We start from the raw sequence: 24,402 nt of genomic DNA on the forward strand, positions 1-24,402 counted from the left end.
CAGGTTCAAATCCTGTCCCCGCAACGGATAACTCCCGATAGCTTAGCTATCGGGAGTTTTTTTATTCCCTAAAACCCGTACTCCCGCCGACCTGTCTCCTTCTGCTGTCCTCCCGTCACCTTCCGACCGCCGGTCTGCCTTCTTTCGCCACCTTCCTGCACCTTTCCTGTCGGCGACCTGTCTTCATTTGCCGCCTACTTTTCTTCTTCTTGTGCTACCTTTCTGCCGCCTGCTGGGCGGCTTTCTTTATATCTCCTGCCTCTCCGTATCTCCTGCCTTCTGTAATCTGCGGAGGGGGTCTTCTGAACCTTGTCGGGGCGGTGCTTCGGGGAGACTGATGGGGGGGGGGCAGCCTGCTGCCCCTTCCGGGGTGCTTGAGGTGGATCTTTCGGCCTCTCGAAACCCCTCTTGAAACCTCCTCACGGAATTTCATAGAACCGTCGTGAAAGTACCCTGGACTGGTTTCGGAACGTCTCCCGATGCGTCTTTCGAGGTATTCCTCAGTCCGTCTATCGGGGCTTCAAGCGGGTGTGCCCATGGGGGTGGTGGAGTCACTTCCGAGCGGTTGCTGGAGGGTGGTTACGCCTTCTTGAGACGCTGCTTTTGAGCTCCTTGAAAGGGGATCTGAAAGGGGTCCTGAAGGGGGCTCTGGGGCGGGTCTCAAGAGCGTGATGAGGGGTCCGATAGGATGCCTGGGTGGGGGAGTGGCGAGGGGGCTGTTTTTGCCTCAAAGTGCATTCTCAAAGTGGAATATGCGAAAGGTGCCTATATTCCGGGCTTGGAAATCACCCGTTTTGCCCCGGAATTCCGCGGTTTTTGGCAAAAATTGGGCTTCGAGTGCAACAATTCACTCTGAAAGTGATTGTAATCACATACGAAACATTCAAGTTAATTGTAGAGTTTTTTGAAACTCTTTCAAAAAACGCTCAAAAACCCCGGAAAATCAAGGAAAAATAGCCCATTCAACCTCTACTTGAGGGTGATTCAAGTTAAACTAGAAGCTTAGAAAAAGCTCTTGTTAAGATTGAATCTTGTTCGATACCCAAAAATAGCCCCAAAAAACCGCTGGAAAAGGCTTTTTGACCTGGTAGCTTTGAGTACGTGGTCACCGCGGTCCGCCGCGTAGCTCTCCGAAATGAATACTGCACCCCTCCATCACACGAGGAAACCCCCGCAACACACACGGGACGGTTACTGGACTTGCTCCATGCGGCATCACATTCGCAGGCCGACCGCCTATAGGCTTCTCACCTATAGACCACCTATCACTCAACCACTCTCGGGCGTCCGCGCCCCACGAAACACCAACAACGAGGACAACCCATGGCACTTCGCCCCCGCACCGTTAAGGCTGGCTCTCTCGCAGCCATCGCCGTACCCTCCGTGCTCGGTAGCACCCTGGTAGCACCCGCTTCCGCTTTTGCACCCGTCGTTCAGGACATCCCCGGCGCAGCTACCGCAACCCAGGCTCCGAAGTCTCTGTTCACCTCCACCGTGCAGCCGACCCTCTCTCAGGTTGCTGTGCAGATCCGTCAGCAGGCTGAACAGGTAAAGCAGGCGCAGCAGGCTCCCGCAACGACCGCGGTTCAGCCCATCCAGAAGACCTACACTGCTCAGGCAACCCCCTCGGCTACCTTCCAGTCCGCACAGGCTGTTCAGGCATCCGCGCAGGCTACCCAGGCGGCTCAGCCTTCCGCTCAGCCCACCCTGGCACAGGTTGCCCAGACCCCTGTAGCTACCCAGGCTCCCGCAGCTACCCCCGCCGCTCAGCCCGCGCAGACCGTACAGGCTACCCAGGCGGCATCCGGTGTGGCGGCAACCCGCACCAACCAGACCTTCCTGTCGTACACCTCCCCGGCTGGTACCACCTCGCAGTACCACGTCTACGCTGAGGGTGTGGACTTCTCCAAGCCCGTTGGTGTTGTCTTCTATTTCGACGGCGACTACTGGCGTAATGACCAGTCCAAGGTCTACGACCCCTCCGGTGAACTGGCTCAGATGGCAGCATCCGCAGCGGCACAGAACATGCTGTTCGTGCCCGTCATCTCCCCGGACGCCAACCGTTACGATGCTGGCGTGAGCTGGTGGGAAGACATGGAGCGTAACGGCGAGTTCTTCCGTTCCTTCGCTTCCTCCTTCATCGCGGCTAACGGCGTGGACTCCTCCAACGTGTGGACCATGGGCTACTCCGGTGGCGCTGAGTTCATCACCTACGAGCTGAACACCAAGCCCCAGACCTGGCGCAATGGCGGCGGCTCCATTATGGTCGCTGGCGGCGGCCTGGACGAGGGTACCCCCTCGGCTGCGCTGAAGTCCCAGCCCATGTTCTGGTACGCAAACTCGAACGACGGTACCGGTGAGACCTACCCGCAGACCTGGAGTGCACGAGGCGCCGTTGAGGGAGGCTACAACGCCTACCGCAACGCCGGCTACACCAACGCTTCCGCGACCGTTCTGAACGGTTCGGGCCACTTCGACTACAACTTCTCGCAGATTCTGAGCAACTCGCTCTCCAAGGGCAAGGCAACCGCCGCTCCCAGGGTCGAGCAGAAGACCGAACAGAAGGCTGAGCAGAAGCAGCAGAACACTCAGCGTGCCCGCACCATGAGCTCCGCAACCTACCAGAGCTACACCTCCCCGGCGGGCACCACCTCCCAGTACCACGTGTACGCGAACAACCTGGACTACTCCAAGCCCGTTGGCGTGGTCTTCTACTTCGACGGTGACTACTGGCAGCGTGACGAGTCCAAGGTCTACACCCCCGACGAGGGCATGCTCGCGGCGATGGGCAAGATCGCTAATGCCCGCAACATGGTCTTCGTGCCTATTATCTCCCCGGACACCAACGCATCCGGCAACGGCATCACCTGGTGGGAAGACATGAACACCAACGGTGAGTTCTTCCGCTCCTTCGCTTCCTCCTTCATCGGCCAGAACAACCTGGACGCTTCCCAGGTGTGGACCATGGGCTACTCCGGTGGCGCTGAATTCATCACCTACGAGCTGACCGACCACAACACCGCATGGCGTAACGGCGGCGGCTCCATCATGGTTGCAGGCGGCGACTCGGACGGCTCTGTGGACGCTGATGCAACCACCAAGGGTCTGCCCATGTACTGGTGGGTTGGCGCGAACGACACCTCCGGTAACACCTACCCCGTCACCTGGAGCGCACGTGGCGCAGTCGAGTCCGGCTACAACGCATACCTGGGCGCTGGCTTCTCCGACGCCCGCGTGAAGCTGATTGACGGCTTCAGCCACCACGACTACGACCTGCCGCACATCCTGGCGTCCTCCCTGGACTTCGCCGGTAAGACCCCCGCGCTGGGCTACCGCGACCTGTCCGACTCGGACCCGAACTACAACGAGATCAGCTGGAACTCTGATCGCCGCATCATGCTCGGCTTCGCGGACGGCACCTTCCGCCCGAACGCATCGGTCAACCGTGCACAGCTGGCAACCTACCTGTACCGCGTGGCTGGTCGCCCCGCCGTGAACGCACCGGCTGTTTCACCGTTCAGCGACGTTCCGGTCAACCACCCCGCGTACAAGGAGATTTTCTGGCTGAGCCAGCAGGGCATCAGCGGTAGCGACTTCCGCCCCCTGGAGGCCGTCACTGAGTCCACCATGGCTGAGTTCATGTACCGTGCAGCTGGCTCCCCGGCACAGGCTCAGGGCGGCTACGCGTCCCAGGCTCTGGCGTGGGCAGCCTCCAACGGTATTGGTACCGGTTCCACCTCCAACGCTGCGGTTACCCGCTCCGCGATGGCAGGCTACCTGTACATCTACGCGAACTAAGGCTCGCATCCCCTAACGCACAAAGATCCGCCCCGTTCCTGATGAGTTAAGGAACGGGGCGGATCTTTATAGGTTTAGCTCAAGAAGCTATGCGCTAGACCGGGCTTAGAGGGTCTGGGTGGGAGCTTCCACAGCCAGGGGAGCCGGAGCAGCCGGAGCGTTCTTTGCCTTCAGAGCAGCCAGGCGAGCGTCCAGCTCGGTCTCGCGCTCCATCTGGTCCAGGGTGTTGAACTGTGCGTCCAGGGAGGAAGCTGCCAGTTCCTGCTGACCGATGACGCGTGCCTCTTCGCGGCGAACCTTCTCTTCGAAGCGGCTCATCTCGCTGGTCGGGTCCAGAACGTCGAACGCCTTCAGAGCGTCGTTCACCTGGGTCTGAGCTGCTGCGGTCTTCTGACGTGCGGTCAGCTCATCGCGCTTGTACTTGACCTCTTCAAGCTTGGAGCGCATCTTCTCCAGGCCGTCCTTGAGCTGGTTGACAACCTGAGTCTGGGAAGCCAGCTGAGGCTCAACAGCCTGTGCAGCCTTCTCAGCCAGCAGCTGCTTGTTCAGAGCGATCTTAGCGAGGTTGTCGAACTTGTCAGCGTTGGCAACGTCGCCAGCTGCGCGGAATTCATCAGCCTTGTTAGAAGCTGCCAGAGCCTTGGTGCCCCATTCCTGAGCGGCCTTGACGTCCTCTGCGTGGTCCTTCTCGAGCAGACGCAGGTTGCCGATGGTCTGTGCTACTGCAGCTTCCGCCTCGCGGATGTTGTTGGTGTAGTCACGAACCATCTGGTCCAGCATCTTCTCCGGGTCCTCAGCTGCATCAATCAGAGCGTTGATGTTTGCCTTAGTGAGCTGTGCAATACGGCCGAAGATGGTCTGCTTAGCCATAATCTCCTACTTTCTGTTCACGGGCTGCGGGGGAGCACTACGCTCCTCGTGAGCCGTGCCCGTACAACTAATTATGTGGCAGATTTCTGGGTGCATGCTGTGAAAATGATGCACGCCTGATTTCTGTTACCTAAACTTTTGGTAAATTGCCTCGGGTGTTTTCCGACTGGGGAAAAAACCGGTGAGGTAAGCTACGTGCCCTGCCGGTCAGACTGTAGAAAAATCTGCAGAAACCGACCGGCAGGATCGCCAGCACCGGCAGGACTGCCAGTGTGGAGGCGGTTAGAAGCTGCCGCCGTCACCGCCGCCGCTGCCCCAATCGCCGCCTCCGCTGAAGCCGCCGCCCCAGCTGCCTCCGCTACTACCGCCACTGCTGTGGCCGCCGCTGCTACCCCAGCTACTGGTGCCGGAGTTCATTGCGGTCATCAGAGCGCCCAGCAGCAGACCCTTCGCCAGGTCACCGCCGAAGCTACCGCCGCCGCGGTCGTTCTGGTTGTTGTAGTAGTTGCCGACCTCGCTCTGAGCGCGGTTCTGTGCGTCGGTTGCCTTCTGGATAGCCATATTGGCTTCCTTCATGGCGTTCAGCGGATCCGAAGAAGCCAGGCGCTGAGCCTGACCCAGGTGACGCTCCGCCTCAGAAACAGCGGTCAGGGTCATCGGGCCCACCGCAGCGCGGCGGTTATTGATGTAGCTACGCGCACCGTTCACCGCAGCGTAGGCAGAACGCATCGTACGATCCAGGTTCTGCGAAGCCGCACGAGAACGCTCGCGGGTAGCACGCATATTCGTCATGGCCTTATCCAGCTCAGCGGAGAGCTGATGTAGCTGGTTCGCCAGAGTCAGCGGGTCATTCGGGCGAGCCGAAGCACTCTGGTTGACCTGGTTGAGCACCGCCTCCATACCGGCGGCGACCGCACCCAAATCATCGCGACGCTGAGAAGCAGCGAGGCTCTTCGCCTCAGCCACGTCACGCTGAATGCTCAGCAGGTCGGTGCTCAGACCCAACTGAGCCTGCTCCAGCTCCTGTGAGCGGGTATTCACAGCCGCACCCAGCGCCTGAATTTGCGAGGCGGCTTCCTCCGCGGTGCGCAGGTGAGCAACCGCCTCCGAACGTGCCGTAGCAATGGTCGCCTGAGCCTTCTCAACCTCAGCAGCGCACAGCACCATGTTCGACTCCAACAGGGCAGGAGTCTTCGAAATGGGCTCCAGTGCGCTGGGCAGGTAACGTTCCCTCATCGCGTGGTACTGGGCGGTAATCTCTTCCACCGAAGCACGCAGCTGCGGCAGACGCTGAGCCAGAGCCTCAATAGCTTGGGGTGCCTCCTGCTCCAAGTTGCGCAACTGAGCCAGCTTAGCGTCCTGTTCCTGAGCGATACGGGTAACTTCTTGAGAGTTATCAATAATCTCAGTCAACCAGGCACGCTGCTCGGCCTCAGTGTCGGGAATGCTATCGGTCAGGAGCTGCTGACGCTGGAAGGACTTACGCATCAAATCCTCAGCGCGCGCAATCTCCTGAGCGAACTCGGTGACCTGCTGATCGGTGTACTGGGCGCGCGCGAACTCGAGCTCCTGCTTCGCATGGCTCATCGTCGTATCAGCCTGCAACAGGGCGCTACCGGCGCGAGTGCGCAGCTCCTCCAGCGGAACCTCCGGGATGGGGGAGTAGTTACGAGGCGCACCGTAGGAACGCTGAGGCTGCTGCTGAGCGTTCTTCTTCTTGCGGCGACGGTACATCGCGTAACCACCAGCACCAACAGCTGCCGCCGCGCCCACACCGAGCACGCCGGTTACCACACCGGAAGAGCTACCGCCCTTCTGAGCCTCAATACCCTCAACCGCAGCAAGAGCTGCACCCGCATAGTCGCTGTTCTGCAGCTTCGGCTTAATGTAGTTCTGGTACACCTTCGTCTGCTGATCGCTCGAAAGAGTCTTGGTGCTACCTGCCAAGAAATACGCCTGGCGGGACTCGGTCGCAATTACCAGCACCACATCGGCAGAACCCCAATTGTTCTTCGTGGCAAGCGCCTTCGTCCAGCTCGAAGAAGTAGACGGGTTCTCGAACTTATCAATGGTCACCACGTGCAAATCCACGTTGTACTTCTTCGACAGATTCGAAATCTTAGATTTCAGGGTAGCGGTATCACCCAAAGAGTTCGTGGAATCGTACACGGTGGTGCCCGTAATCTGCATCGGGTCAGCAGCCTGTGCCGACGTGCTCAAAAATGCAGAACCAGCCGGCAGAACCGCCGGGGCACAAGAAAGACCTGCCGCCAGCACTGTGGCACCCAGAATAGTGCGCAGGCGAGGGCGTGCGGGACGAATCTGACGCGCAAAGGCGTGCTCGGTCATGGTCTTTCCTCCGTTGTCGTGAAGTATGAACGGACCTGCACTTCACGGCGTGCTTGAACATCGCACACCTTAGTGCTGGTCACATTATTAGTGTAGCGGTGGCTCAGCCACGCAAACACACAGATACGAGAATGTTGCGCCGCTGTTTGCCACCCGTTTACCGACTTCCCAGGCTTTATACAGGAAAGCCGGTATATAGGAAGCCGGTGTACCGGAAAACCGGTGTGTAGGAAAGCCAGGGCCTAGCCTCATACTAGACCCCGGCTCACCGGATATTCAGTTAACGCCGACGCGCAATCTCCAGATTGCTCATCAGGTGACCCACTACCTCCGCGGCATTAACATCGTGGATACTCTGTACCATGCCATCCACCACCTGAACCTGCGAAGACGAGGCGTACATCCAGCCCAAGAACTGCACATGATTCAGCAGCCTAGAACTGCGATCAGCCTGCTTGCGCATCTGCACCCACAGGAAGGGCGTAACCGGCACCCCACGGCCCTTATACACCTGAGAGTTAGAACGGGCGTCCAGAAGATCAGCGAGCGCCTCAATATTTTCGGTCAGCTCCTTCAAATCCTCATCAGCGGCAGAGGGACCAACGAAATGGCGATCAACCAGGGACCAAGGCATGTAGCCGCTACAGCTACTCACCCACGCCAGCTTCAACCGTAGATTCTGCAGGCGAAGCACCTGCTGCAGAAGCCGCGAATGGGTGCGCAACACCGACAGCGGCATGGAAGACAACTTCTTCTCTTCCGAGAGCAGACCCTCGGAGAGGCCCTCACCGGAAAACGCCTTATACGGGTCTGCGACGCCCGTCAGAAGCACCGGCCCCTCGTAGTGAACGAACGCCAGAACCTCAGGCACGCTCGAGAGGGAACGGATGCGCTCGCCAATGGTCGGTAGGTCCTCCCCGTCGGGGGCGTACTGTTCGCGGCTGAACATCAACGTCTGGATGGGCTGCTCGGCAAGGTCGGGCGAGTGGTGAGCTAGCGCCCGCAAATCGGTCACAATCTCCGCCAGAACGCCGTCCTGCTCGATCTGAAGAAGCTCCTCCAGAAGCTCAATGACAGCGCGCGCCTGCAGGGTCAGAACAGCGGCGCAGAACTCCGCATCCTGAAGCTCAAGACGCACCTTCTCCAGGCGCTCCTCGAGTGTGGACTGCACGCCCTTGAGCTCAAACTCGCTCAGCTGCTCCGGGTTGAGTATACGGTGCGTACCATCCTCGCCGGCACGGTAGAAAAGCTCGCTAAACTCCAGCGTAGACTGAACGCCCTTCAACGCCCGCTCTCGCAACTCGGGCAGAACGTCAAAGGCAACTTCCGTCATCTCATTCCAGACCTTGACCTCATCGATCTTCGAGTCCTTACGAGCAGTCTTCTTCCAGGTCTCGGCAAGCTGCATGGCGCGGTCAAATTCGCTCAGCTCCACAAAAGCCGCCAGCTTCTGCGCGCTCTCACGCAGATAACGCACCGCGTAGAGGCGGTCGTTCAAAGAATCCGGGAGAGTATCCTCCAGCAGACGCCAACGGAAGGTACGCTCAAAGCACTGCTCCGTCAGGCTAATGACGGTGGCACTCAGGGAGAACGCATGATCACGAGCAAAAGTGAAAGAGCCCGGCGCCTCCGCCAGACGGGGCAGGGACGTATAGAACTCCAACGCCCCGCTCAGCTTCAGCCGAGATACCCGGATGGTTTCTTCCAGCTCGGCGGCAAGCACCGTGCGGTCAGCCTGGGCGGTCTCCTTGAAACTGTGCAGCGGGGAAACCTGCGCACGCTCCAGCGTCTGCAGGTTCATGACGGCACGCATGAGGTAGTTCTCTAGAATTTCGATCTGCTGCCAGCGCTGACGCTGATTCAGCGGAACATGACTCTCTTGCGTGCCCACCAACAGATGCTGCGGCACACCGCTAATCGACGGCAGCGCAAAAACTTCATCCTCAGATGTACTGACAGAAAGCACCATGGGGTAGCGGCTGCGCTGGGCGTTCTCGAGCGGGAAAATGAGCTTGTGGTTGGTACTCAAAGAGAAACGATCGGAGGGCTTGCTCTCAGGCGCCTGCTGAGGAGCCTCCTGCTTCGGGGGCTCTTCAGGCTGCGCTCGCTCCTCACCCTGTACCGAGGTGTTCTGGGACGTACTCTGCTGCACTTGGTTCTCTGCTGAATGGTTCTGGGCTGTAGAAGAACTAGGCTCGCCACCTACCTGCATTGGCTCCAACGGGGAAGGCGCCGCCACCGGCTGAGCAGGCTGAGGCGAAGGCGCCTGAGCCTGCTGAGCTTGCTGAGGCTGCTGAGCCTGCTTCGGCTGGTAGTGCATCGGGTAGCTCACCGCGCCCTGTACCTGCTGCGAAGGAACCTGCTGAGGGGGAACCTGCTGATTCATCGCCTGGTTCTGCTGCTGTTGCAGCACCTGCCGCCTAATCTCACGCGCACGACGGCGTGAGGGGCTCAACGACGCAAAAAATGCTACCGCCGCGCAGATCAGAACAAATATAAGCAGTGCGTACAGGCGGGTTGCGCCGTCCAAAGAAGACGCCACCGCTGCAGGTAGGGTCGGTAGCACGCCAAGAAGAGCGAAAGCAGCAGAAATAATCCTCATAGCTTCACCATAACCCAGCTAAATCCCGGGTGCCCGCAACGCCGTCGCCTTACCGCATACTAAAAGGGAAGTAGCCGGGGTGCCCGGTGCTTTCCGCCAGCTCTTTCGGCCCATGCCTCCCGCGCCCGCATCACGGTTAAAAGACGATGCGGCTAAAAGACGATGCGGCGTAAGCCCTCATACAGGGGCTCACGCCGCATCGATCATCACTCACTCACTATCACACCCGGGCCGGTCCTCACACCGACCCTTTGGGACATACTGGGGATTCTCGCCCCTTCCGGGCGCAGGGCTCTCATCTCCCGCCCCGGAAAACTATCAAACTTTATGCTTTACCTACCGGCGGTCAATGCATGGGTAGCCAGCGGCTGCGCCAACTCGGTATTTTTCTCCGCACGATGACGGCGGTACACCATTCCCGAGCAACACGCCACAATACCTGCACCGATGCCGATGGAGCTTGCCAAGATCGCACAGAAAATCAGGGTTCCGATCATCATGGGTTTCTCCTTTGCCTTTGTCCTCATTTCTATGTGCCTTCAACATTACGGAGCGACCCTGTGCTGAAGCTGTGTATGCGGACGCGTCAGGCTGTGTAAACCGTGGAGAAAGTAAACCGTGGAGAAAAACTGAGCGCTGTAAAAGAGCTGTAAAAGAGAAGCCTGAGAGCGACGAAAAATAGCGGACAAAGCATAGGAAATAAAGCTAACTTTCGCGGAACGACAGGGCGCCCCACACCAGCCAATCTGCACTGAATGAAAAAATGTGAGAAATTCCCAGGGAACTCCCCGATAACCAACAGCAAAAAGATATAGAACACCATAAAACACCCTCTACAGTAGAAAGATAGCGTGCGCCCAGGGCGACGCACACGCGCGACTCTAGGAGAACTTATGACTCAGAACAACGGATGGTCTTACGGTGGCAACGACGGCGTCACGGATGCAACCCGTCCCCTGCAGAACGTGAACGGACAGGCAAACTACCAGCAGGGTCAGAACGCATACCCGCAGGCATACGCTTCGCCCGGATACACCTACCCCCAGGCGGCTACCGCCCAGGCTACTTCGGCACAGCCTGCACCCCAGACCACCGATAACAACAAGCGCTACGGCGCCGGTGTTGTGCTCACCGCAGCCCTGCTCGCAGCCCTCGTCGGCGGTGGCGTCGGTGCGGGCGTCGGAGGCGGCATCGCAGCATCGAACAACAGCTCCTCCAGCGCTTCCTCGCGTGGCTCCGTCAGCTCCAACATCAGTAACTCCTCCACTGTGGCAGGCGTAGCAGAAACCGCGAAGAAGGTCCTGCCCTCCACCGTGACCATCATGGCGTCAAACGGCTCCAGCACCGGCGGCGGTAGTGGCGTTATCCTCGATAAGGATGGCCACATCCTCACCAACAACCACGTGGTCACCCTTGCATCTTCGAACGCTGCATCCACCATTGAGGTGCGCCTGAGCGACGGCACCGTGCGCACCGCATCCGTAGTGGGCCTGGACTCTGCCGCTGACCTGGCGGTTCTGAAGATCAGCCCCTCCGGCCTGGACCTGCAGCCCATCACCTGGGGCGACTCCTCCAAGCTGGTCTCCGGCGAGGCTGTGGTTGCCCTCGGTGCACCGTATCGTCGTAGCGAATCGGTGACCGCCGGCGTAGTCTCGAACGTCAACCGCGTGCAGCCTGCTGACGCGAAGGGCCAGAACTACATCCCCATGATTCAGGTTGATGTGCCCATCAACCACGGTAACTCCGGCGGCCCGCTGGTGAACCTCAAGGGCGAATTGGTCGGCATTAACGCGCAGGGTCAGGCAAGCCAGGACGGCGGCACCGCCGACGGTATGGCGTTCTCCATTACCTCCAACTACGCCAAGCGCATCTCCTCCGAGATCATTGCCATGGGCAAGGCAACCCACGGCTACCTGGGTGCGAGCGTGAAGAACAGCCCTGCGGACACCGGTTCGGGCTCGTCCAAACTTATCCCCGGTGGCGTTGAAATTACCTCGGTAGAATCCAACAGCCCCGCCGCCAAGGCTGGCCTGCGCGTCGGCGACGTAGTGATTGAAGCCGACGGCCACGCCGTGAACAAGAGCGAAGAGCTCAACGGTACCGTACGTGCCGCAGCGGCAGGTTCCGACCTGAAGCTGAAGGTCAAGCGCGGATCCTCTACCCTGGACATCACCGTGACCCTGGGCAACGCCGACAGCCAGAAGTAACCCCTTAATCCTGAAGTAGCAGTGCGGCGCAGCTGAGAAGCATCCGCTCAGACGAGACTGCTCGGTCAGTCTAAACAACGCGCACAATAAAGATGCTCCCACCCCATACGCGGGGTGGGAGCATCTTGCATTAGCGAGGTAAAACTATAGCGATACTGCAGAACGGGCGGGCTAAGCGTCCTTGAGAACCTCTCCCACACGCTTCTGCAAAGCCGGGATGACCTCCTGCTCGAACCACGGGTTCTTTGCCCGCCACCTAAAATTCAGCGGTGAAGGATGCACCAGCGGCAGGAACTTCGGAAGATAAGACTCCCACGCACGAACCGTCTCCGTCAGATTCTTCTGCGCCTTCGGGGCATGCACACCATCCAGATAGTGCTTCTGCGAGTATGCGCCCACCAGCAGAATCAGCTGAACATTCGGCATGAGCTCAAGCAGCTGCGGATGCCACCTGGGCGCGAAATCCTTACGCGGCGGGTTATCGCCGTGCGCACCCTTGCCGGGGTAGTAAAAGTCCATCGGTAGCAGCGAAATCAGCTCGGGGTTGTAGAACTGCTCGTCGGTGACGCCCATCCACTTCCGCAGATTCTCACCGCTCGGGTCATTCCACGGGATGCGGCTCTCCTGAGCGGCACGCCCAGGCGCCTGACCAATCACCACGATGCGCGCCTTGGGCGAGGCCGAATAGACCGGCTCCCAGCCCTGCTCCGTGAACTCCCTATTTTGCGGATCCAGGCGAATCTGCTCAGCCAGGGGAGGGGTTGTCTCCAGAATCTGCTGAACCAGAGACCCTGACAGATTATGGTGTGCTGTAGCCATGCTAGATGGCGCCTCCCTCAAAACCGTTCTGACGCCACGCCTCAAACACCGTAATGGATGCAGAGTTGGCAAGGTTCAGCGAACGACGGCCCGGCTTCATCGGAATCTTCACACGCTCAGTTACGTGCGGGTCCTGCTGAACCTCAGCGGGCAGACCCACCGACTCCGGGCCAAACATGAACACGTCACCGGGACGGTACTCAATATCCGCGTATGAGGTCGATGCAGTCGTCGTAAACGCAAAAACACGCTCCGGAGCCAGAGCCTCCCACGCATCCTCAAGGGTCTCATGCACCGTCACCACCGCCAGGTCGTGATAGTCCAGACCCGCGCGGCGCAGATGCGCATCATCAAAGTTAAAACCCAGCGGCTTCACCAGGTGCAGCTCAGCGCCAGTAATCGCCGCCAAACGGATAGCGTTGCCGGTATTGCCGGGAATCTCAGGGGTATAGAAAAGAATCTTGAACACGCTCCTAAGTGTACCGCGCAGCCTACAAGCAACCCCCGAACAGCCCCTGAACAGCTCCCGAGCGTCCCGGGGGAGTAGCGCTCGCCGACCCAGCCGCAGGTGAACACGCCTAGAAGAGCGCGGATAGAGCGCGATAAAATAAGTGAGGCGGAAAACCGCCCAACAACCCAGCAGGAGGAACCATGAGCGCAGAAACCAACCGTCAGAACGGCCGCGTCTACCTCGACCACGCCGCCACCACCGACGTACTGCCCGCCGCCATCGACGCCATGGTCGAACAGATGCGCAACGGCGGCAACCCCTCCTCCCTGCACGCCGTAGGACGCGACGCCCGCGCCACCGTCGAATACGCCCGCGAACGCATCGCCCGCGCCATCGGAGCCGACCCCGCCGAGGTTATCTTCACCTCCGGCGGCACCGAATCGGACAACCTCGCCGTCAAAGGCATCTACTGGAAGCGCCGCGAAGAAGACCCGCAGCGCACCCGAATTCTCGTCTCCTCCATCGAGCACCACGCCGTGGAAGAAACCTGCGAATGGCTCGAAAAGGCAGAAGGCGCGCAGCTCGAATGGATCCCCGTAGACGAGCACGGCAGCGTCAGCCCGCAGACCGTCCGCGAACTCATCGAAAAGAACCCCGAAGACGTCGCGCTCGTCACCGTCATGTGGGCGAACAACGAGGTCGGTACCGTGCAGCCGATTCCCGAGATTGCCGCTATCGCCACAGAATACGGTATTCCCGTGCACTCGGATGCGGTGCAGGCATTTGGTGCGGTCCCCATTGACTTCCACGCCAGCGGGGTAGCGACCCTCGCAATCTCCGGCCACAAAATCGGTGGACCCATGGGCATCGGCGCGCTGGTTGCAACCCGCGCCGTGCAGATGACCCCCGTCCTACACGGAGGCGGCCAGGAACGCTCCGTACGCTCCGGCACCATCGACGCACCCGCCATCGCAGGTTTCGCAGAGGCCGCCGTGCACTCGGTACAGCACCTCGAAGAAGAATCCGCCCGCATCGCCGCGCTACGCAACGAACTCGTTGCGGCAATTAGCGCGCTCATCCCGCAGGCGCACCTGAGCGGCGAAAACCCGCTCACCGAAGAATACCCCGGCCAGAAGCGACTGCCCGGCAACGCCCACTTCACCTTCGAAAACGCAGAAGGCGACACCCTGCTCTTCCTGCTGGACATGCAAGGCATCAGTAGCTCCACTGGCTCCGCCTGCAACGCCGGGGTGACCCGCCCCTCCCACGTGCTCATGGCAATGGGAATGGACGAAGACACCGCCCGCAGCGCCCAGCGCTTCACCCTCGGCCACTCCACCACCGGAGCCGATATTGCGCGCCTCATCGCGGCACTACCCGCCGCCTACGAACAAGCAGCAAAGGCGGGGCTGTCCTCGCAGCTGCCGGACGCCTCCCGCTGGCACTAGAAAACCAGAGGAGAAGATACTGAACTGCTCTCAGCCCGCCATCTCAGCGTTCGCTGAGGGCTGGCTGAGGGTGCACTGCCCAGTATCCCGACGAGCCCCTGCGTACAATGGGTAGCTACAGTAACGGAAAGTCCGCCCGCACCAACAGGGCGTACTTTTCTGGAAGGCTCAACACAACAGAAGGATAGGCAGTGAAAATTCTTGCAGCTATGAGTGGCGGCGTTGACTCCGCAGTCGCCGCAGCCCGCGCCGTAGAAGCAGGACACGAAGTAGTCGGCGTTCACCTCGCTCTATCCCGCATGCCCGGCACCCTGCGTACCGGATCCCGCGGCTGTTGCACCCTCGAAGACTCCATGGACGCCCGCCGCGTCTGCTCCCAGCTGGGCATCCCCTTCTTCGTCTGGGACTTCTCCGAACGCTTCAAGGAAGACGTCGTCGACGACTTCATCTCCGAATACGAAGCCGGACGAACCCCCAACCCCTGCATGCGCTGCAACGAAAAGATCAAGTTCGCCGCGCTCCTCGAACGCGCCCTCGCACTCGGCTTCGACGCCGTGGTGACCGGCCACTACGCCCGCGTCATCACCACCGAAGACGGCAACCGCGAACTGCACCGCGCCGCCGACTGGGCCAAGGACCAGTCCTACGTGCTCGGTGTGCTCACCCACGAACAGCTCAAGCACGCCTGGTTCCCCCTGGCGGACACCCCCTCCAAGGCACAGGTACGCGCGGAGGCGGCAGAACGCGGCTTCTCCGTGGCGAAGAAGCCGGACTCCTACGACATCTGCTTCATCCCCGAAGGTGACACCCGCGCCTGGCTGGGCGACCACATCACAATGCGCCCCGGCCTCATCAAGGACACGCACGGCGAGGTGCTCGGCGAGCACCCCGGCGCGCAGGCATACACCGTAGGCCAGCGCAAGGGCCTGGCACTGGGCCGCCCCGCCCCCGACGGCAAGCCCCGCTTCGTGCTGGAAGTGCGCCCCAAGGAAAACGAAGTCATCGTCGGCTCCCGCGAGCTGCTTGCAGTGCACGAAATCCGCGGTATCCGCGCCACCTGGGCGGGCGTACCCGTAGATCAGGCGGCACGCTTCCTCGAAGAGCCCGCACAGCTGGGCGCTCGCAGCGAAGAGTTCGAGGTGACCGCGCAGGTGCGCGCGCACGCTGACCCGGTCCGTGCCAAGGCATACATGACCTGGGCACCCGACCCCGAAGCTGAAGAAGAAGGCGCGCTGCGTCTGGAAACCGTAGTGCGCCTGCTGGATCCGCTCTCCGGCGTGGCACCGGGACAGACCATGGTGCTCTACCAGGGCACCCGCGTGCTGGGCCAGTCCACCATCGCCCGCGCCTACTCGCTGGACCGCGAAGACATTCAGGAAACCCTGTCTGCTGGCGCCTCCACCAGCGCCGACTAGCCGCACCGAATAGCTGCACGGAATAACCGCGCACCTCGCTATCCCCAACTGTTGCGACTATTGCCGCAATAGCCTGCTTGAACGCAACGCACAGAAGACCACAACCGAACTGAGGAGAGACCGATGACTGCCGAACACACGTCCTGCGAATTTGATCCCCACGCCACCTCCATGGGCGATGAAGTCGCACCGGAGGTCTACGAGGAGCTCTTCGCCATGCGCCGCTCCATCGACAACTTCGATGCAGCGCTGGTGCACATCCTCGCGGAGCGTTTTCAGGCAACTAAGCGCGTGGGCATCCTGAAGGCTGAGCACAACCTGCCCGCCGGCGACCCCGGCCGTGAAGAGGCGCAGATTGCTCGCCTGCGTGCCATGGCGAAGGAATCCAGCCTGGACCCGGAGTTCGCGGAGAAGTTCCTGAACTTCATCATCTCTGAGGTGATTCGCCACCACGTGCGTATCGCGAACGAGCACGCTGACCAGGACGAAGAGACTGAACAATCTGAAAGCTAAGAGCCTGAAAACTTCTGCCTCTCCCAAAGCCCCGCTCTTAGCTGTGCTGAGCTTCCACCGTGCTGAGCTTCCATCGGCAGAGCTTCGATCTGCCCGTACTTTTCCCTAACCTGCCTTAACCTCACCCGTTTATGCTCCCTCAATCTTCTTCCCGCCAGAATGCCCGCACCGAGCCGGTGCCGGAGCGCCTGCTACTGCTCGGTGAGTACCGCGCCCCCGAAGGGGACGAACTGACCGAACAGGACCTCGCCGCGCTCGCTACTGAGCGTCCGCTAGTGCGTGCCAGCGGCCGGGGCGATTTTCCCGGCGACGATTTGGGCGAGGCGATGTCCCGCGTGGAAGGTGAACTGGGCGCCCCGCACCTGCCGTTCCTACCGCATCTGCCGGCGCTGGGCTGGAGGAGTACCCCGCTGGCACGCACCCTGGCAGTGTGCGAGGGGCTTGCATTTGACGGTGCCTCGTTTGGCTGGCGCATGGTGCATAGCGGCGGCAGGGGAGCGCGCGAGTCTGCCCTGGCGCAGGACCGTCTGCTTTCGGACATCAACCTTCTAGCTGATCGCGTGGGCGCGCAGAAGAAACGTTTCGGCTCAGGACAGGCCCCGGTGTATAAGATTCAGCTGGTCGGACCGCTGACTCTTGCCGCGGGCATCTACCTACCCGGTGGCGAGCGCGTTATCAGTGATGCAGGGGCGAGCCGTGACCTGCTGGAATCGTTCCTGGAAGGCCTGGAGCGTTGGGTGGAGTCTCTACGTGAGGCTCTGCAGGCTCCCCGGGCGCTGATTGCCGTGCAACTGGACGAATCGGAGTTTCAGCGTCTGCTGGAGGGCTCCATTCCTACCGTAAGTGGTTTCCGTTCCCTGTCGGCGTTGCAACCTCACTACTATCAGCAGGTGTACCGTCGAGTGGCGGAGCGTTTTGCTGAACTCAATCTGCAGCTCATCCTGGATGTTGACGGCACCGCGCTCAAACCGGTGCAGGAGCTGAAGCTTCTGACCCAGCCCCGTCCCGCCCTTGACGCTGTGGCGCTGTTGAAAGCTATGCAGGTTGAGGGCGCCGCTCCCTGTGCTTTGCTGCTGCATCCTGACCGTGCTCGCCTCAAGGGGCCGGGCATGCTGCAGGTTCCGCCGCTGAGCGACCCTCGTTCCTGGGAACCTGTAGCGCAGCTTCTGGAGGCGAATGCTCAGCTGTGGCTGCCGGTGGTGACTTCTGCGTGGGTTCCCGATCAGGCGCGCCGCCTGTACAGCCTGTGGCGTGAGGTTGGTCTTAAACCGACGAAGTTGAGTGCGGTGGGTTTGATGGCCGATGAGCGCCCGCAAACGGGTTCGGCACCTTCTGCATCCACCCCGGGTACGGTGAGTGTGCTAGATGCCACGGCTTCGCTGGCGCGGGTGACAGAGTGTGCCCGTGCATTGGCTGAGTGCGCGGTATGATTAGAGAATCAGCATTTTTAAATATGTATTTACGACAATTCTTTAGGGAGGTACTGTGAGCGCAAGCGACGCACACACCATTTTGGTGGTTGATGACGATGATGCTCTGGCGGAAATGATTGGCCTCGTACTCGCGCAAGAGGGCTTTAACGCTGTTTTCTGCGAAAATGGTAGCCGCGCTTTTGAAACTTTTATGCGCTCCACTCCCGATTTGGTGCTTTTGGATTTGATGCTTCCTGGCATGAACGGTATCGAGGTGTGCCAGCAAATTCGCCGCTCTTCCAATGTGCCGATTATTATGTTGACCGCTAAAAGCGACACTGAAGATGTTGTTAAGGGTCTTGAGGCTGGCGCTGATGATTACATTGCTAAGCCTTTTAAGCACGCTGAATTGTTGGCGCGTATCCGTACCCGTTTGCGTCCGCGTGAGAGCCGTCAGCTGGTGGTGTCCATTGGCGATATTGTCATGGATATGGATGGTCGTACCGTCAAGTACCACAGCACTGAGGTTCCGATGACTCCTCTGGAGTTTGACCTGCTGGCTGCGCTGGTGCGTCACCCGGGTCAGGCATTGAGCCGTCAGGAACTGCTGGACATGGTCTGGGGTTACACTGATGTGAGTGATTCGCTGGTAAACGTGCATGTCCAGCGTTTGCGCGCTAAGTTTGATGAGCTGGGTGCGGATCGTTTCATTCAGACGGTCCGTGGTGTTGGCTACAAGATTCCGGCTGAGCTGGTGGGATCTTCCGGTAGCTAATCGGAACCTATTCATAGGCGAAGGGATAACCTGATTGTCTGTTGCGAAGTCGAGCCACGAGCACGGCGCTTTGACGGCGGAGGCGGTAGCCTCCGCCTCTTCGCGTACCCGCACTTCCAAGCCGCGTAAGGCGCAGAAGCCGCGTAGGAGCCTGATGCAGCGCGCTCAGCGTCTGTGGAAGGAATCTCTGCAGTTCCGTGCTTTGGCTACTGCGGGCATCATGATGTTCCTGAGCTTCTTGATGGTGGGTTGGTCCTTGTCGAGCCAGATTGCGTCGAGTCTTTTTGAGAATCAGAAGTCTCAGGCGCTGGCGGAATCGGAGAGTGGTTTCCGTAACGTTCAGAGTGTGCTGGACTCCTCTGAGGCTCGTAGTGACAGCGAGATTCGCCGTAATGTGAGCCGTACCCTGACCGTCTTGGATGCGGGTAGTTCGGGTAAGCGCAATTGGATTCTTGTGCCTTTGGAAGGTCAAGGTAAGCAGGGCTTTATTCCCGAGCAGAGTAGTAATAATTCTTTGAATTCTTCGAGTATTCCGAATGATTTCAAAACAACTGTTCGCGATAAAGACGGTATTTTCTGGCAGACGTCTACGGTGACGACTATCGAAAATAATCGTGAGCGTACCTATCCGGTGCTTATTGTTGGTACACATATTTCTATTGCACAGAACCCTAATTACGGTTTGTTCCTTGTGTACGATATGACGGATTCTTCCGCCACGATTGCGCATATTAACTTTGTTCTTTTTGGTGGTTTCTGTGCGCTGCTTACTGTGGTGCTTTCTGTGGTGTGGATTGTGACTCGTTTTGTGGTCCGCCCGATTACGCAGACCGCTATTACGGCGGAGAAGCTGGCTGCCGGTGACCTGGATCAGCGTGTGTCGGTGAATGGTGAGCATCAGGCGGCGCGTCTGGGTTATTCGTTCAACCTGATGGCTGATTCGTTGCAGGAGAAGATTGTTCAGCTGGAGCGCCTGTCGACTTTGCAGCAGCGCTTTGTGTCTGACGTGTCGCATGAGTTGCGTACTCCGCTGGCGACGGTGCGTTTGGGTACTGAGCTTCTGTACGATTCGCGTGGGGATATGGACCGGCCGCTGGGTCGCACTGTGGAGCTTCTGCACGATCAGGTGGATCGTTTCCAGTCGATGCTTGCTGACCTGCTGGAAATTTCTCGTTTCGATGCCGGTAGCGCAATGCTGACCATCGATACTGAAGACTTCATGCGTGTGCTGTCGAATATTCTGCAGGAGGCTCTGCCGCACCTGGAGCGTACGAACACGAAGCTGAACGTGCATACGAGCCATGAGAGCATCATGGTGGATATGGACCGTGTGCGTATTGAGCGTGTGCTGCGTAACCTGCTGTACAACGCGATTGAGCACGGCGAGTCCCGACCGATTGACGTGTACGTGGGTGCGAACGCCACGAACCTGGGCGTTGCGGTGCGTGACCACGGTATCGGTCTGTCTGAGGATGAGGCCGTTCAGGTGTTCAACCGTTTCTGGCGTGCTGATACTTCGCGTAAGCGCACCCTGGGCGGTACTGGTCTGGGTCTGTCGATTGCTGCTGAGGATGTGCGTCTGCACGGCGGCACGATTGAGGCGTGGGGCGAGAAGGGCCGCGGTGCCTGCTTCACGATGAACCTGCCGCTGGTACACGGTGCGCCTTTGGGCAAGTCGCCGGTTCTTGTGACGGGTGAGCCTGAGGTAACTTCGCATCATTCGGCAACCGCGAAGGATACATTGCCCAATATCGCTCCCCGCACGAACATTGGGGATAACCTCTAACGGTCGGTAGGAGAGAGGCTCCGATTTCTGCCGTAGAGCGGGGGATTGGGGTCGGTGCGATTGTATTTGCGCTTATCCTTACGCATATCCTTGCGTATTTGCACTGTTAACCCAGTACAATCAATGCAAGTGTATTTTCACAGCGTTGTTATTTCGCTGTGGTTATCTTTTCACCGCGCTGCGACGGCCTGTAGCCTTAGCTGGTGATTGTTTGTCTTTGTTCGTAGAGGAAGGTTAAGAGACCTCCATGTCTCATAGGGCTATTGTTTCTCGACGCGCCGCGCTGTCTTGGGGTGCGGTGTCTTTGGCGACGCTCGTGAGCTCTTGCGCGGGTCTTCCCACGAACGACCGAGTGACTCAGCACAGTAGCGGTCTGGATGTGAAGAGCGTTAATACTTCTCCGGCGCGTGCGCCGGGTCCGCTGGCCGGTGCTACCCCCGAGGCAATTATTGAGGGTTTTGTGCGTGCCGGTGTGGATAGCATCGAGAACTATGCGGTGGCGCGCCAGTATTTGAGCTCTTCCTTTGCGGGCCGTTGGAATCCTATGGGTACGACTCGTGTGTACCGTAATACGGTGCAGGCGCGTAGTGACGATAGCGGCCATGCTGAGGGCATGTATCATGTGCGTTTCCAGCAGACGGCGACTGTGAATAGTCAGGGTATTACGAGCACCTTCCCGGAGGCTCAGACTGAGACTCATGATTTCACGATGGTCATGGAGGATAACCAGTGGCGCATTAACTCGTGCCCGGATGGGTTGTGGCTGGACGGCACTGAGTTTGAGCGTGTGTTTAGCCCGTGCCGCCTGTATTTCTATGATCGTGCGTTCCGTTATGCTGTGCCTGATATTCGTTGGTTCCCGCATACAGACCGCTATTTTGAGATGTTGGTGCGTACCCTCATGATTGGTCCGGCGTCCTACCTGAAGGACGTCGCGTTCTCGGCGTTGAACGAGTCGATGAGCCTTGAGACCGCGAGCATGAGCGATAACCAGGATGTGCTGGTTCGCCTGTCGGGTGAGCGCCTGGACGATAACCGTTTGGCGCGTGTGCGTGAGCAGATTATGCACGGTCTGGAGAACTTCTCCGGCCTGGGCAAGACCGAGGTGTTCTACAACGGCACTTTGATTCCTGAGAATGCACCGAGCGGTTTTTCTGCGGTGAAGCTGAACCCGGGTGTTCCCGCCCGCACGGTTGCTATTAATTCGAACGGCCAGATGGTGGCGCGCGATGACTATATGAGCAATGCGGGTGAGCAGTTGCTTCTGCGTGGCGTGAGCCAGTTGAGCTCCCCGGCGATGGGCTATTCGGCTGATGTCTACGCCTGCTTGGCGAATGATGCTGCGAGCCTGTACACGGTGTATCAGGGTACTGCCCGCCGCGTGTGGCAGAGTACCGCGCTGACTGCCCCCAGCTTTGATGCGTACGGCTGGGTGTGGGCTGCTGATGGTGGGGGCATTGTTCGTGCCTTCAAGCCGGATTCCGAGGACGCGAATGAGCGTGAGCGCGGCGTGGATATTGGCCTGTCCTGGCAACGTAATTTGAGCTTTACGAGCGTGAACGTTTCTCACGATGGTGCCCGCATAGCGATTGTGGCCTCTACTGAGGGTGCGTCGGCTGTGATTATTTCCGGTATTGTGCGTGATGATGCCGGCAAGCCTCTGCGTCTGACGGAGATGGTGCGCCTGAGCTCTTCCGTGACTCCGCGTAATGCCCGTTGGGCTGGCGACCAGAGCGTCGTGGTGGTGAACGTGAAGAATGGTGAGTCTGAGGTGATTTCCCTCAGCGGTGAAGAGACGAAGCTGGACCGTCTGGATGGTGTGATGACCATTTCGACGGCGGATAATACGTCGAATATTATTGCTCACCGTTCTGACGGTTCGTGCTACCTGATGGAGGAGCGCGGCTGGATCCGTCTGGATACGACTCTGCACGAAATTAGTTACGCCGGTTAGCCTGGGGGCACCGGGTATAGCGCGCGGAAAGGTTGCTTTCGGTGAGTTCAGGACAGCGTGGTTTGAACAAGCCCGTGAACGGGTCCCTCACCCGGCTTGCTGGCGCTCTCAGGAGCGCTGGCGGGTCTTTGGGCGAGGTTCTGATGCCGCGTACCTGCCCGTGCTGTGCGGTGCCGGTTGCCTATGGTTCCGGTACGCCGCTGTGTGAGGCGTGCCTGCCGCAGCTGCAATCGGCGTTGGCGCGTGTGGAGCGAGTACACGTTCTGCAGCCCCTATCTTCTGGCGACAGCGTTGCTGGTCATGTTCCTGAGGTGCGTGCGGCATCCCGTTATGAGGGGATTATGCCGCGTGCCCTGTTGGCGTTGAAGAACGCGGGACGCACTGACTTGCTGCCCCTACTGGGTGAGGGGTTGGCGCGTAGCGTGTATGAGCTTCTTCGGGCGCATCGGGCTGAGCTTCAGGCAGGGACTGTTCAGGCAAGGACTATTCAGACAGGGACTGGATTTTCTGATTCGGTTGAGGTTCTGCTGGTTCCGGCGCCGTCCTCGGCGCAGAGTGTGCGCCGCCGCGGCTATGCGCCGGCGAATCTTCTGGTGCAGGAGGCGGCGCGTCAGCTCAATCAGCGGCTACCCGCATCGGTGCGGGTGCGTGCCGTGGATGTCATTGGTTATGCGCCTCGCACGCAACGGGGGAGCGGCGCCTCCTCATCTTCTCGTATGGTGTCTTCTCTCCTCGGTGCTGCTGAGGCAAAGAACGAGCAGAAGAGCCTGGGAGCTGTGGGCCGCGCCGAGCGGATGCACGGTGCCTTGCGCGTCATGGAACCTGCCCTGTGCGCGGGTCGGGTGAGCATTATTTGCGATGATGTGGTGACCACCGGCGCGACCGCCTCTGAGATGGTGCGCGTGCTGCAGGAGTCAGGTTCGCGGGTGCTGGGCGTGTGCGCCGTGGCGGCGGTACCGAAAAAAGCTCAGACATAGCGTTTCTTGTAGTTAGTTGCAAGAGATACACGATTTTTGGCGAATAAAGTTCGCAGACGAACGAATAGCTATTATTTGAGCTAAATATTTGTCATATCTAGTGATATAAACCATGTTCCGTACTAGAATATATACAAGGGAACGGCATTGGAGTCGAACCCCCGTACCGGGTCCAGCCGGACGCGGTATAAGCCCCCAACCTGGAGGGAATGATCGTGGAAGTCAACATCTACGGCCGCAATATCAAGGTCACCGAACGCCTGGAAGAGTACGTGAGCGACAAGGTTCAGAAGTTCGCTCAGCTCGGCGATAACGTGAAGGACATTGACGTCAAGTTCAGCAAGGACGGTCATCTGGGTGGCGAGTCCATCCGCGTTGAGATTACCGTTGTTGGTACCGGCCCTGTCCTCCGTTCCGAAGCCCAGGGTCACGACAAGTTCGCGGTCTTCGATGAAACCTACGGCAAGCTCCTGGAGCGTCTGCGCCGTGCACGTGACCGCCGCAAGCTGTACAAGCGCGGTGGCAAGCACCCCGTCTCTGTTGCGGACGCTACCGGCTCGATTCCCGTGGTCACCGAAGCAATTACCGAGATTCTGTTGCCGGATGTTCCGGTGGAAGAAGCAGCATTCGATAACAGCGAGGTCACCCTCGCCGATGAAGCAGCATCTCCCATCGAGATTCGCCACAAGAGCTTCAAGGGCGAGCGTCTGACTCCCGCAGAAGCTGTTGACCGTATGGAACTGGTCGGCCACGACTTCTACCTGTACATTGACAGCGAGACCGGCGCACCGGCTGCGGCATACCGTCGTAAGGGCTGGAGCTACGGCATCATTACTCTGGACAACGAGTAAAACTAACGTACCTGCTGATTGCTGAGGCGCATGACTCTCTCAGGCGGCATGCTCAGTGAGCAGGCTCAAGGCCCGGGTGCCTCCGACAGTACTCTGCGTACTGTTGAGGTACCCGGGTTTTCTGTGCCTTCTACCACGCCTTCTACGTGCCCGTTCCTGCAACCTACATGCTCGT

The 24,402-nt window shown here is 59.4% G+C and carries 17 protein-coding genes; 11 read left to right on the forward strand and 6 right to left on the reverse strand.

Going from position 1 to position 24,402, the window contains the following annotated elements; all coding sequences use genetic code 11:
• The first annotated feature begins 1,323 nt into the window (after nt 1-1,323).
• Nucleotides 1,324-3,798: an S-layer homology domain-containing protein gene (locus tag RM6536_RS06720; RefSeq protein WP_060824533.1), complete on the forward strand. Its 2,475-nt coding sequence runs from the start codon at nt 1,324-1,326 to the stop codon at nt 3,796-3,798.
• Nucleotides 3,799-3,903: 105 nt separating this feature from the next.
• Here RM6536_RS06720 and RM6536_RS06725 read toward each other — a convergent pair whose 3' ends face one another.
• The 4 genes from RM6536_RS06725 to RM6536_RS09100 all read right to left on the reverse strand — a co-directional run bounded on the left by RM6536_RS06725 (nt 3,904) and on the right by RM6536_RS09100 (nt 10,119).
• On the reverse strand, nt 3,904-4,668 hold the full coding sequence (locus RM6536_RS06725; RefSeq protein ID WP_049342210.1) for a PspA/IM30 family protein: 765 nt from the start codon (nt 4,666-4,668) through the stop codon (nt 3,904-3,906).
• Nucleotides 4,669-4,950: 282 nt separating this feature from the next.
• Nucleotides 4,951-7,017, reverse strand: coding sequence for a TPM domain-containing protein (locus tag RM6536_RS06730; protein WP_060824534.1), 2,067 nt, complete (start codon nt 7,015-7,017; stop codon nt 4,951-4,953).
• A 280-nt stretch (nt 7,018-7,297) separates the two neighbouring features.
• On the reverse strand, nt 7,298-9,619 hold the full coding sequence (locus RM6536_RS06735; RefSeq protein WP_060824535.1) for a hypothetical protein: 2,322 nt from the start codon (nt 9,617-9,619) through the stop codon (nt 7,298-7,300).
• Nucleotides 9,620-9,951: 332 nt separating this feature from the next.
• Complete coding sequence (locus tag RM6536_RS09100) at nt 9,952-10,119, reverse strand: hypothetical protein (RefSeq protein ID WP_171840180.1); 168 nt, start codon at nt 10,117-10,119, stop codon at nt 9,952-9,954.
• Nucleotides 10,120-10,512: 393 nt separating this feature from the next.
• On the opposite strand from RM6536_RS09100, the gene RM6536_RS06740 reads away from it, so the two are divergent.
• Nucleotides 10,513-11,826 (forward strand): S1C family serine protease, encoded by a 1,314-nt coding sequence (locus RM6536_RS06740; protein WP_060824536.1) that lies wholly within the window; start codon nt 10,513-10,515, stop codon nt 11,824-11,826.
• A gap of 171 nt (nt 11,827-11,997) precedes the next feature.
• On the opposite strand, the gene RM6536_RS06745 is transcribed toward RM6536_RS06740, so the two are convergent.
• Both RM6536_RS06745 and RM6536_RS06750 read right to left on the reverse strand, forming a co-directional pair.
• Nucleotides 11,998-12,645 (reverse strand): uracil-DNA glycosylase family protein, encoded by a 648-nt coding sequence (locus RM6536_RS06745; protein WP_060824537.1) that lies wholly within the window; start codon nt 12,643-12,645, stop codon nt 11,998-12,000.
• Between the two features lies 1 nt (nt 12,646).
• Entirely contained in the window at nt 12,647-13,114 is a 468-nt protein-coding gene (locus RM6536_RS06750; RefSeq protein WP_060824538.1) for a tRNA (cytidine(34)-2'-O)-methyltransferase, read from the reverse strand.
• A gap of 182 nt (nt 13,115-13,296) precedes the next feature.
• Here RM6536_RS06750 and RM6536_RS06755 point away from each other — a divergent pair, with 182 nt between their 5' ends.
• From RM6536_RS06755 to hpf, 9 genes are all read left to right on the forward strand, one after another.
• Nucleotides 13,297-14,544, forward strand: a complete 1,248-nt coding sequence (locus RM6536_RS06755; protein WP_060824539.1) for a cysteine desulfurase family protein — start codon at nt 13,297-13,299, stop codon at nt 14,542-14,544.
• Nucleotides 14,545-14,735: 191 nt separating this feature from the next.
• On the forward strand, nt 14,736-15,959 hold the full coding sequence (gene mnmA, locus RM6536_RS06760; RefSeq protein ID WP_060824540.1) for a tRNA 2-thiouridine(34) synthase MnmA: 1,224 nt from the start codon (nt 14,736-14,738) through the stop codon (nt 15,957-15,959).
• Between the two features lie 123 nt (nt 15,960-16,082).
• Nucleotides 16,083-16,472, forward strand: a complete 390-nt coding sequence (locus tag RM6536_RS06765) for a chorismate mutase (RefSeq protein ID WP_060824541.1) — start codon at nt 16,083-16,085, stop codon at nt 16,470-16,472.
• Nucleotides 16,473-16,603: 131 nt separating this feature from the next.
• Nucleotides 16,604-17,902, forward strand: a complete 1,299-nt coding sequence (locus tag RM6536_RS06770) for a methionine synthase (protein ID WP_060824542.1) — start codon at nt 16,604-16,606, stop codon at nt 17,900-17,902.
• 55 nt (nt 17,903-17,957) lie between these two features.
• Nucleotides 17,958-18,659 carry an MtrAB system response regulator MtrA gene (gene mtrA, locus RM6536_RS06775; RefSeq protein WP_081094662.1) on the forward strand — a complete coding sequence of 234 codons (702 nt, stop codon included), beginning with the start codon at nt 17,958-17,960 and terminating at the stop codon, nt 18,657-18,659.
• 34 nt (nt 18,660-18,693) lie between these two features.
• On the forward strand, nt 18,694-20,445 hold the full coding sequence (gene mtrB / locus RM6536_RS06780; protein ID WP_060824543.1) for an MtrAB system histidine kinase MtrB: 1,752 nt from the start codon (nt 18,694-18,696) through the stop codon (nt 20,443-20,445).
• 247 nt (nt 20,446-20,692) lie between these two features.
• Entirely contained in the window at nt 20,693-22,399 is a 1,707-nt protein-coding gene (locus RM6536_RS06785) for an LpqB family beta-propeller domain-containing protein (RefSeq protein ID WP_060824544.1), read from the forward strand.
• Between the two features lie 41 nt (nt 22,400-22,440).
• Nucleotides 22,441-23,376 (forward strand): ComF family protein, encoded by a 936-nt coding sequence (locus RM6536_RS06790; protein WP_081094663.1) that lies wholly within the window; start codon nt 22,441-22,443, stop codon nt 23,374-23,376.
• Nucleotides 23,377-23,585: 209 nt separating this feature from the next.
• A complete protein-coding gene (gene hpf, locus RM6536_RS06795) occupies nt 23,586-24,227 on the forward strand; it encodes a ribosome hibernation-promoting factor, HPF/YfiA family (protein ID WP_231917948.1) in 642 nt (213 codons plus the stop codon).
• The last annotated feature ends 175 nt before the right edge of the window (nt 24,228-24,402 follow it).

This window comes from Rothia mucilaginosa (assembly GCF_001548235.1).
GTDB classification, from domain to species: Bacteria; Actinomycetota; Actinomycetes; order Actinomycetales; family Micrococcaceae; genus Rothia; species Rothia mucilaginosa_B.

Coding starts and splice junctions, on each gene's coding strand:
- RM6536_RS06755 (WP_060824539.1), top strand. CDS start 13,297: ATGAGCGCAGAAACCAACCGTCAGAACGGCCGCGTCTACCTCGACCAC.
- RM6536_RS06740 (WP_060824536.1), top strand. CDS start 10,513: ATGACTCAGAACAACGGATGGTCTTACGGTGGCAACGACGGCGTCACG.
- RM6536_RS06765 (WP_060824541.1), top strand. CDS start 16,083: ATGACTGCCGAACACACGTCCTGCGAATTTGATCCCCACGCCACCTCC.
- RM6536_RS06745 (WP_060824537.1), bottom strand. CDS start 12,645: ATGGCTACAGCACACCATAATCTGTCAGGGTCTCTGGTTCAGCAGATT.
- RM6536_RS06730 (WP_060824534.1), bottom strand. CDS start 7,017: ATGACCGAGCACGCCTTTGCGCGTCAGATTCGTCCCGCACGCCCTCGC.
- RM6536_RS06770 (WP_060824542.1), top strand. CDS start 16,604: ATGCTCCCTCAATCTTCTTCCCGCCAGAATGCCCGCACCGAGCCGGTG.
- RM6536_RS06785 (WP_060824544.1), top strand. CDS start 20,693: ATGTCTCATAGGGCTATTGTTTCTCGACGCGCCGCGCTGTCTTGGGGT.
- RM6536_RS06735 (WP_060824535.1), bottom strand. CDS start 9,619: ATGAGGATTATTTCTGCTGCTTTCGCTCTTCTTGGCGTGCTACCGACC.
- hpf (WP_231917948.1), top strand. CDS start 23,586: ATGATCGTGGAAGTCAACATCTACGGCCGCAATATCAAGGTCACCGAA.
- RM6536_RS09100 (WP_171840180.1), bottom strand. CDS start 10,119: ATGATGATCGGAACCCTGATTTTCTGTGCGATCTTGGCAAGCTCCATC.
- RM6536_RS06725 (WP_049342210.1), bottom strand. CDS start 4,668: ATGGCTAAGCAGACCATCTTCGGCCGTATTGCACAGCTCACTAAGGCA.
- RM6536_RS06720 (WP_060824533.1), top strand. CDS start 1,324: ATGGCACTTCGCCCCCGCACCGTTAAGGCTGGCTCTCTCGCAGCCATC.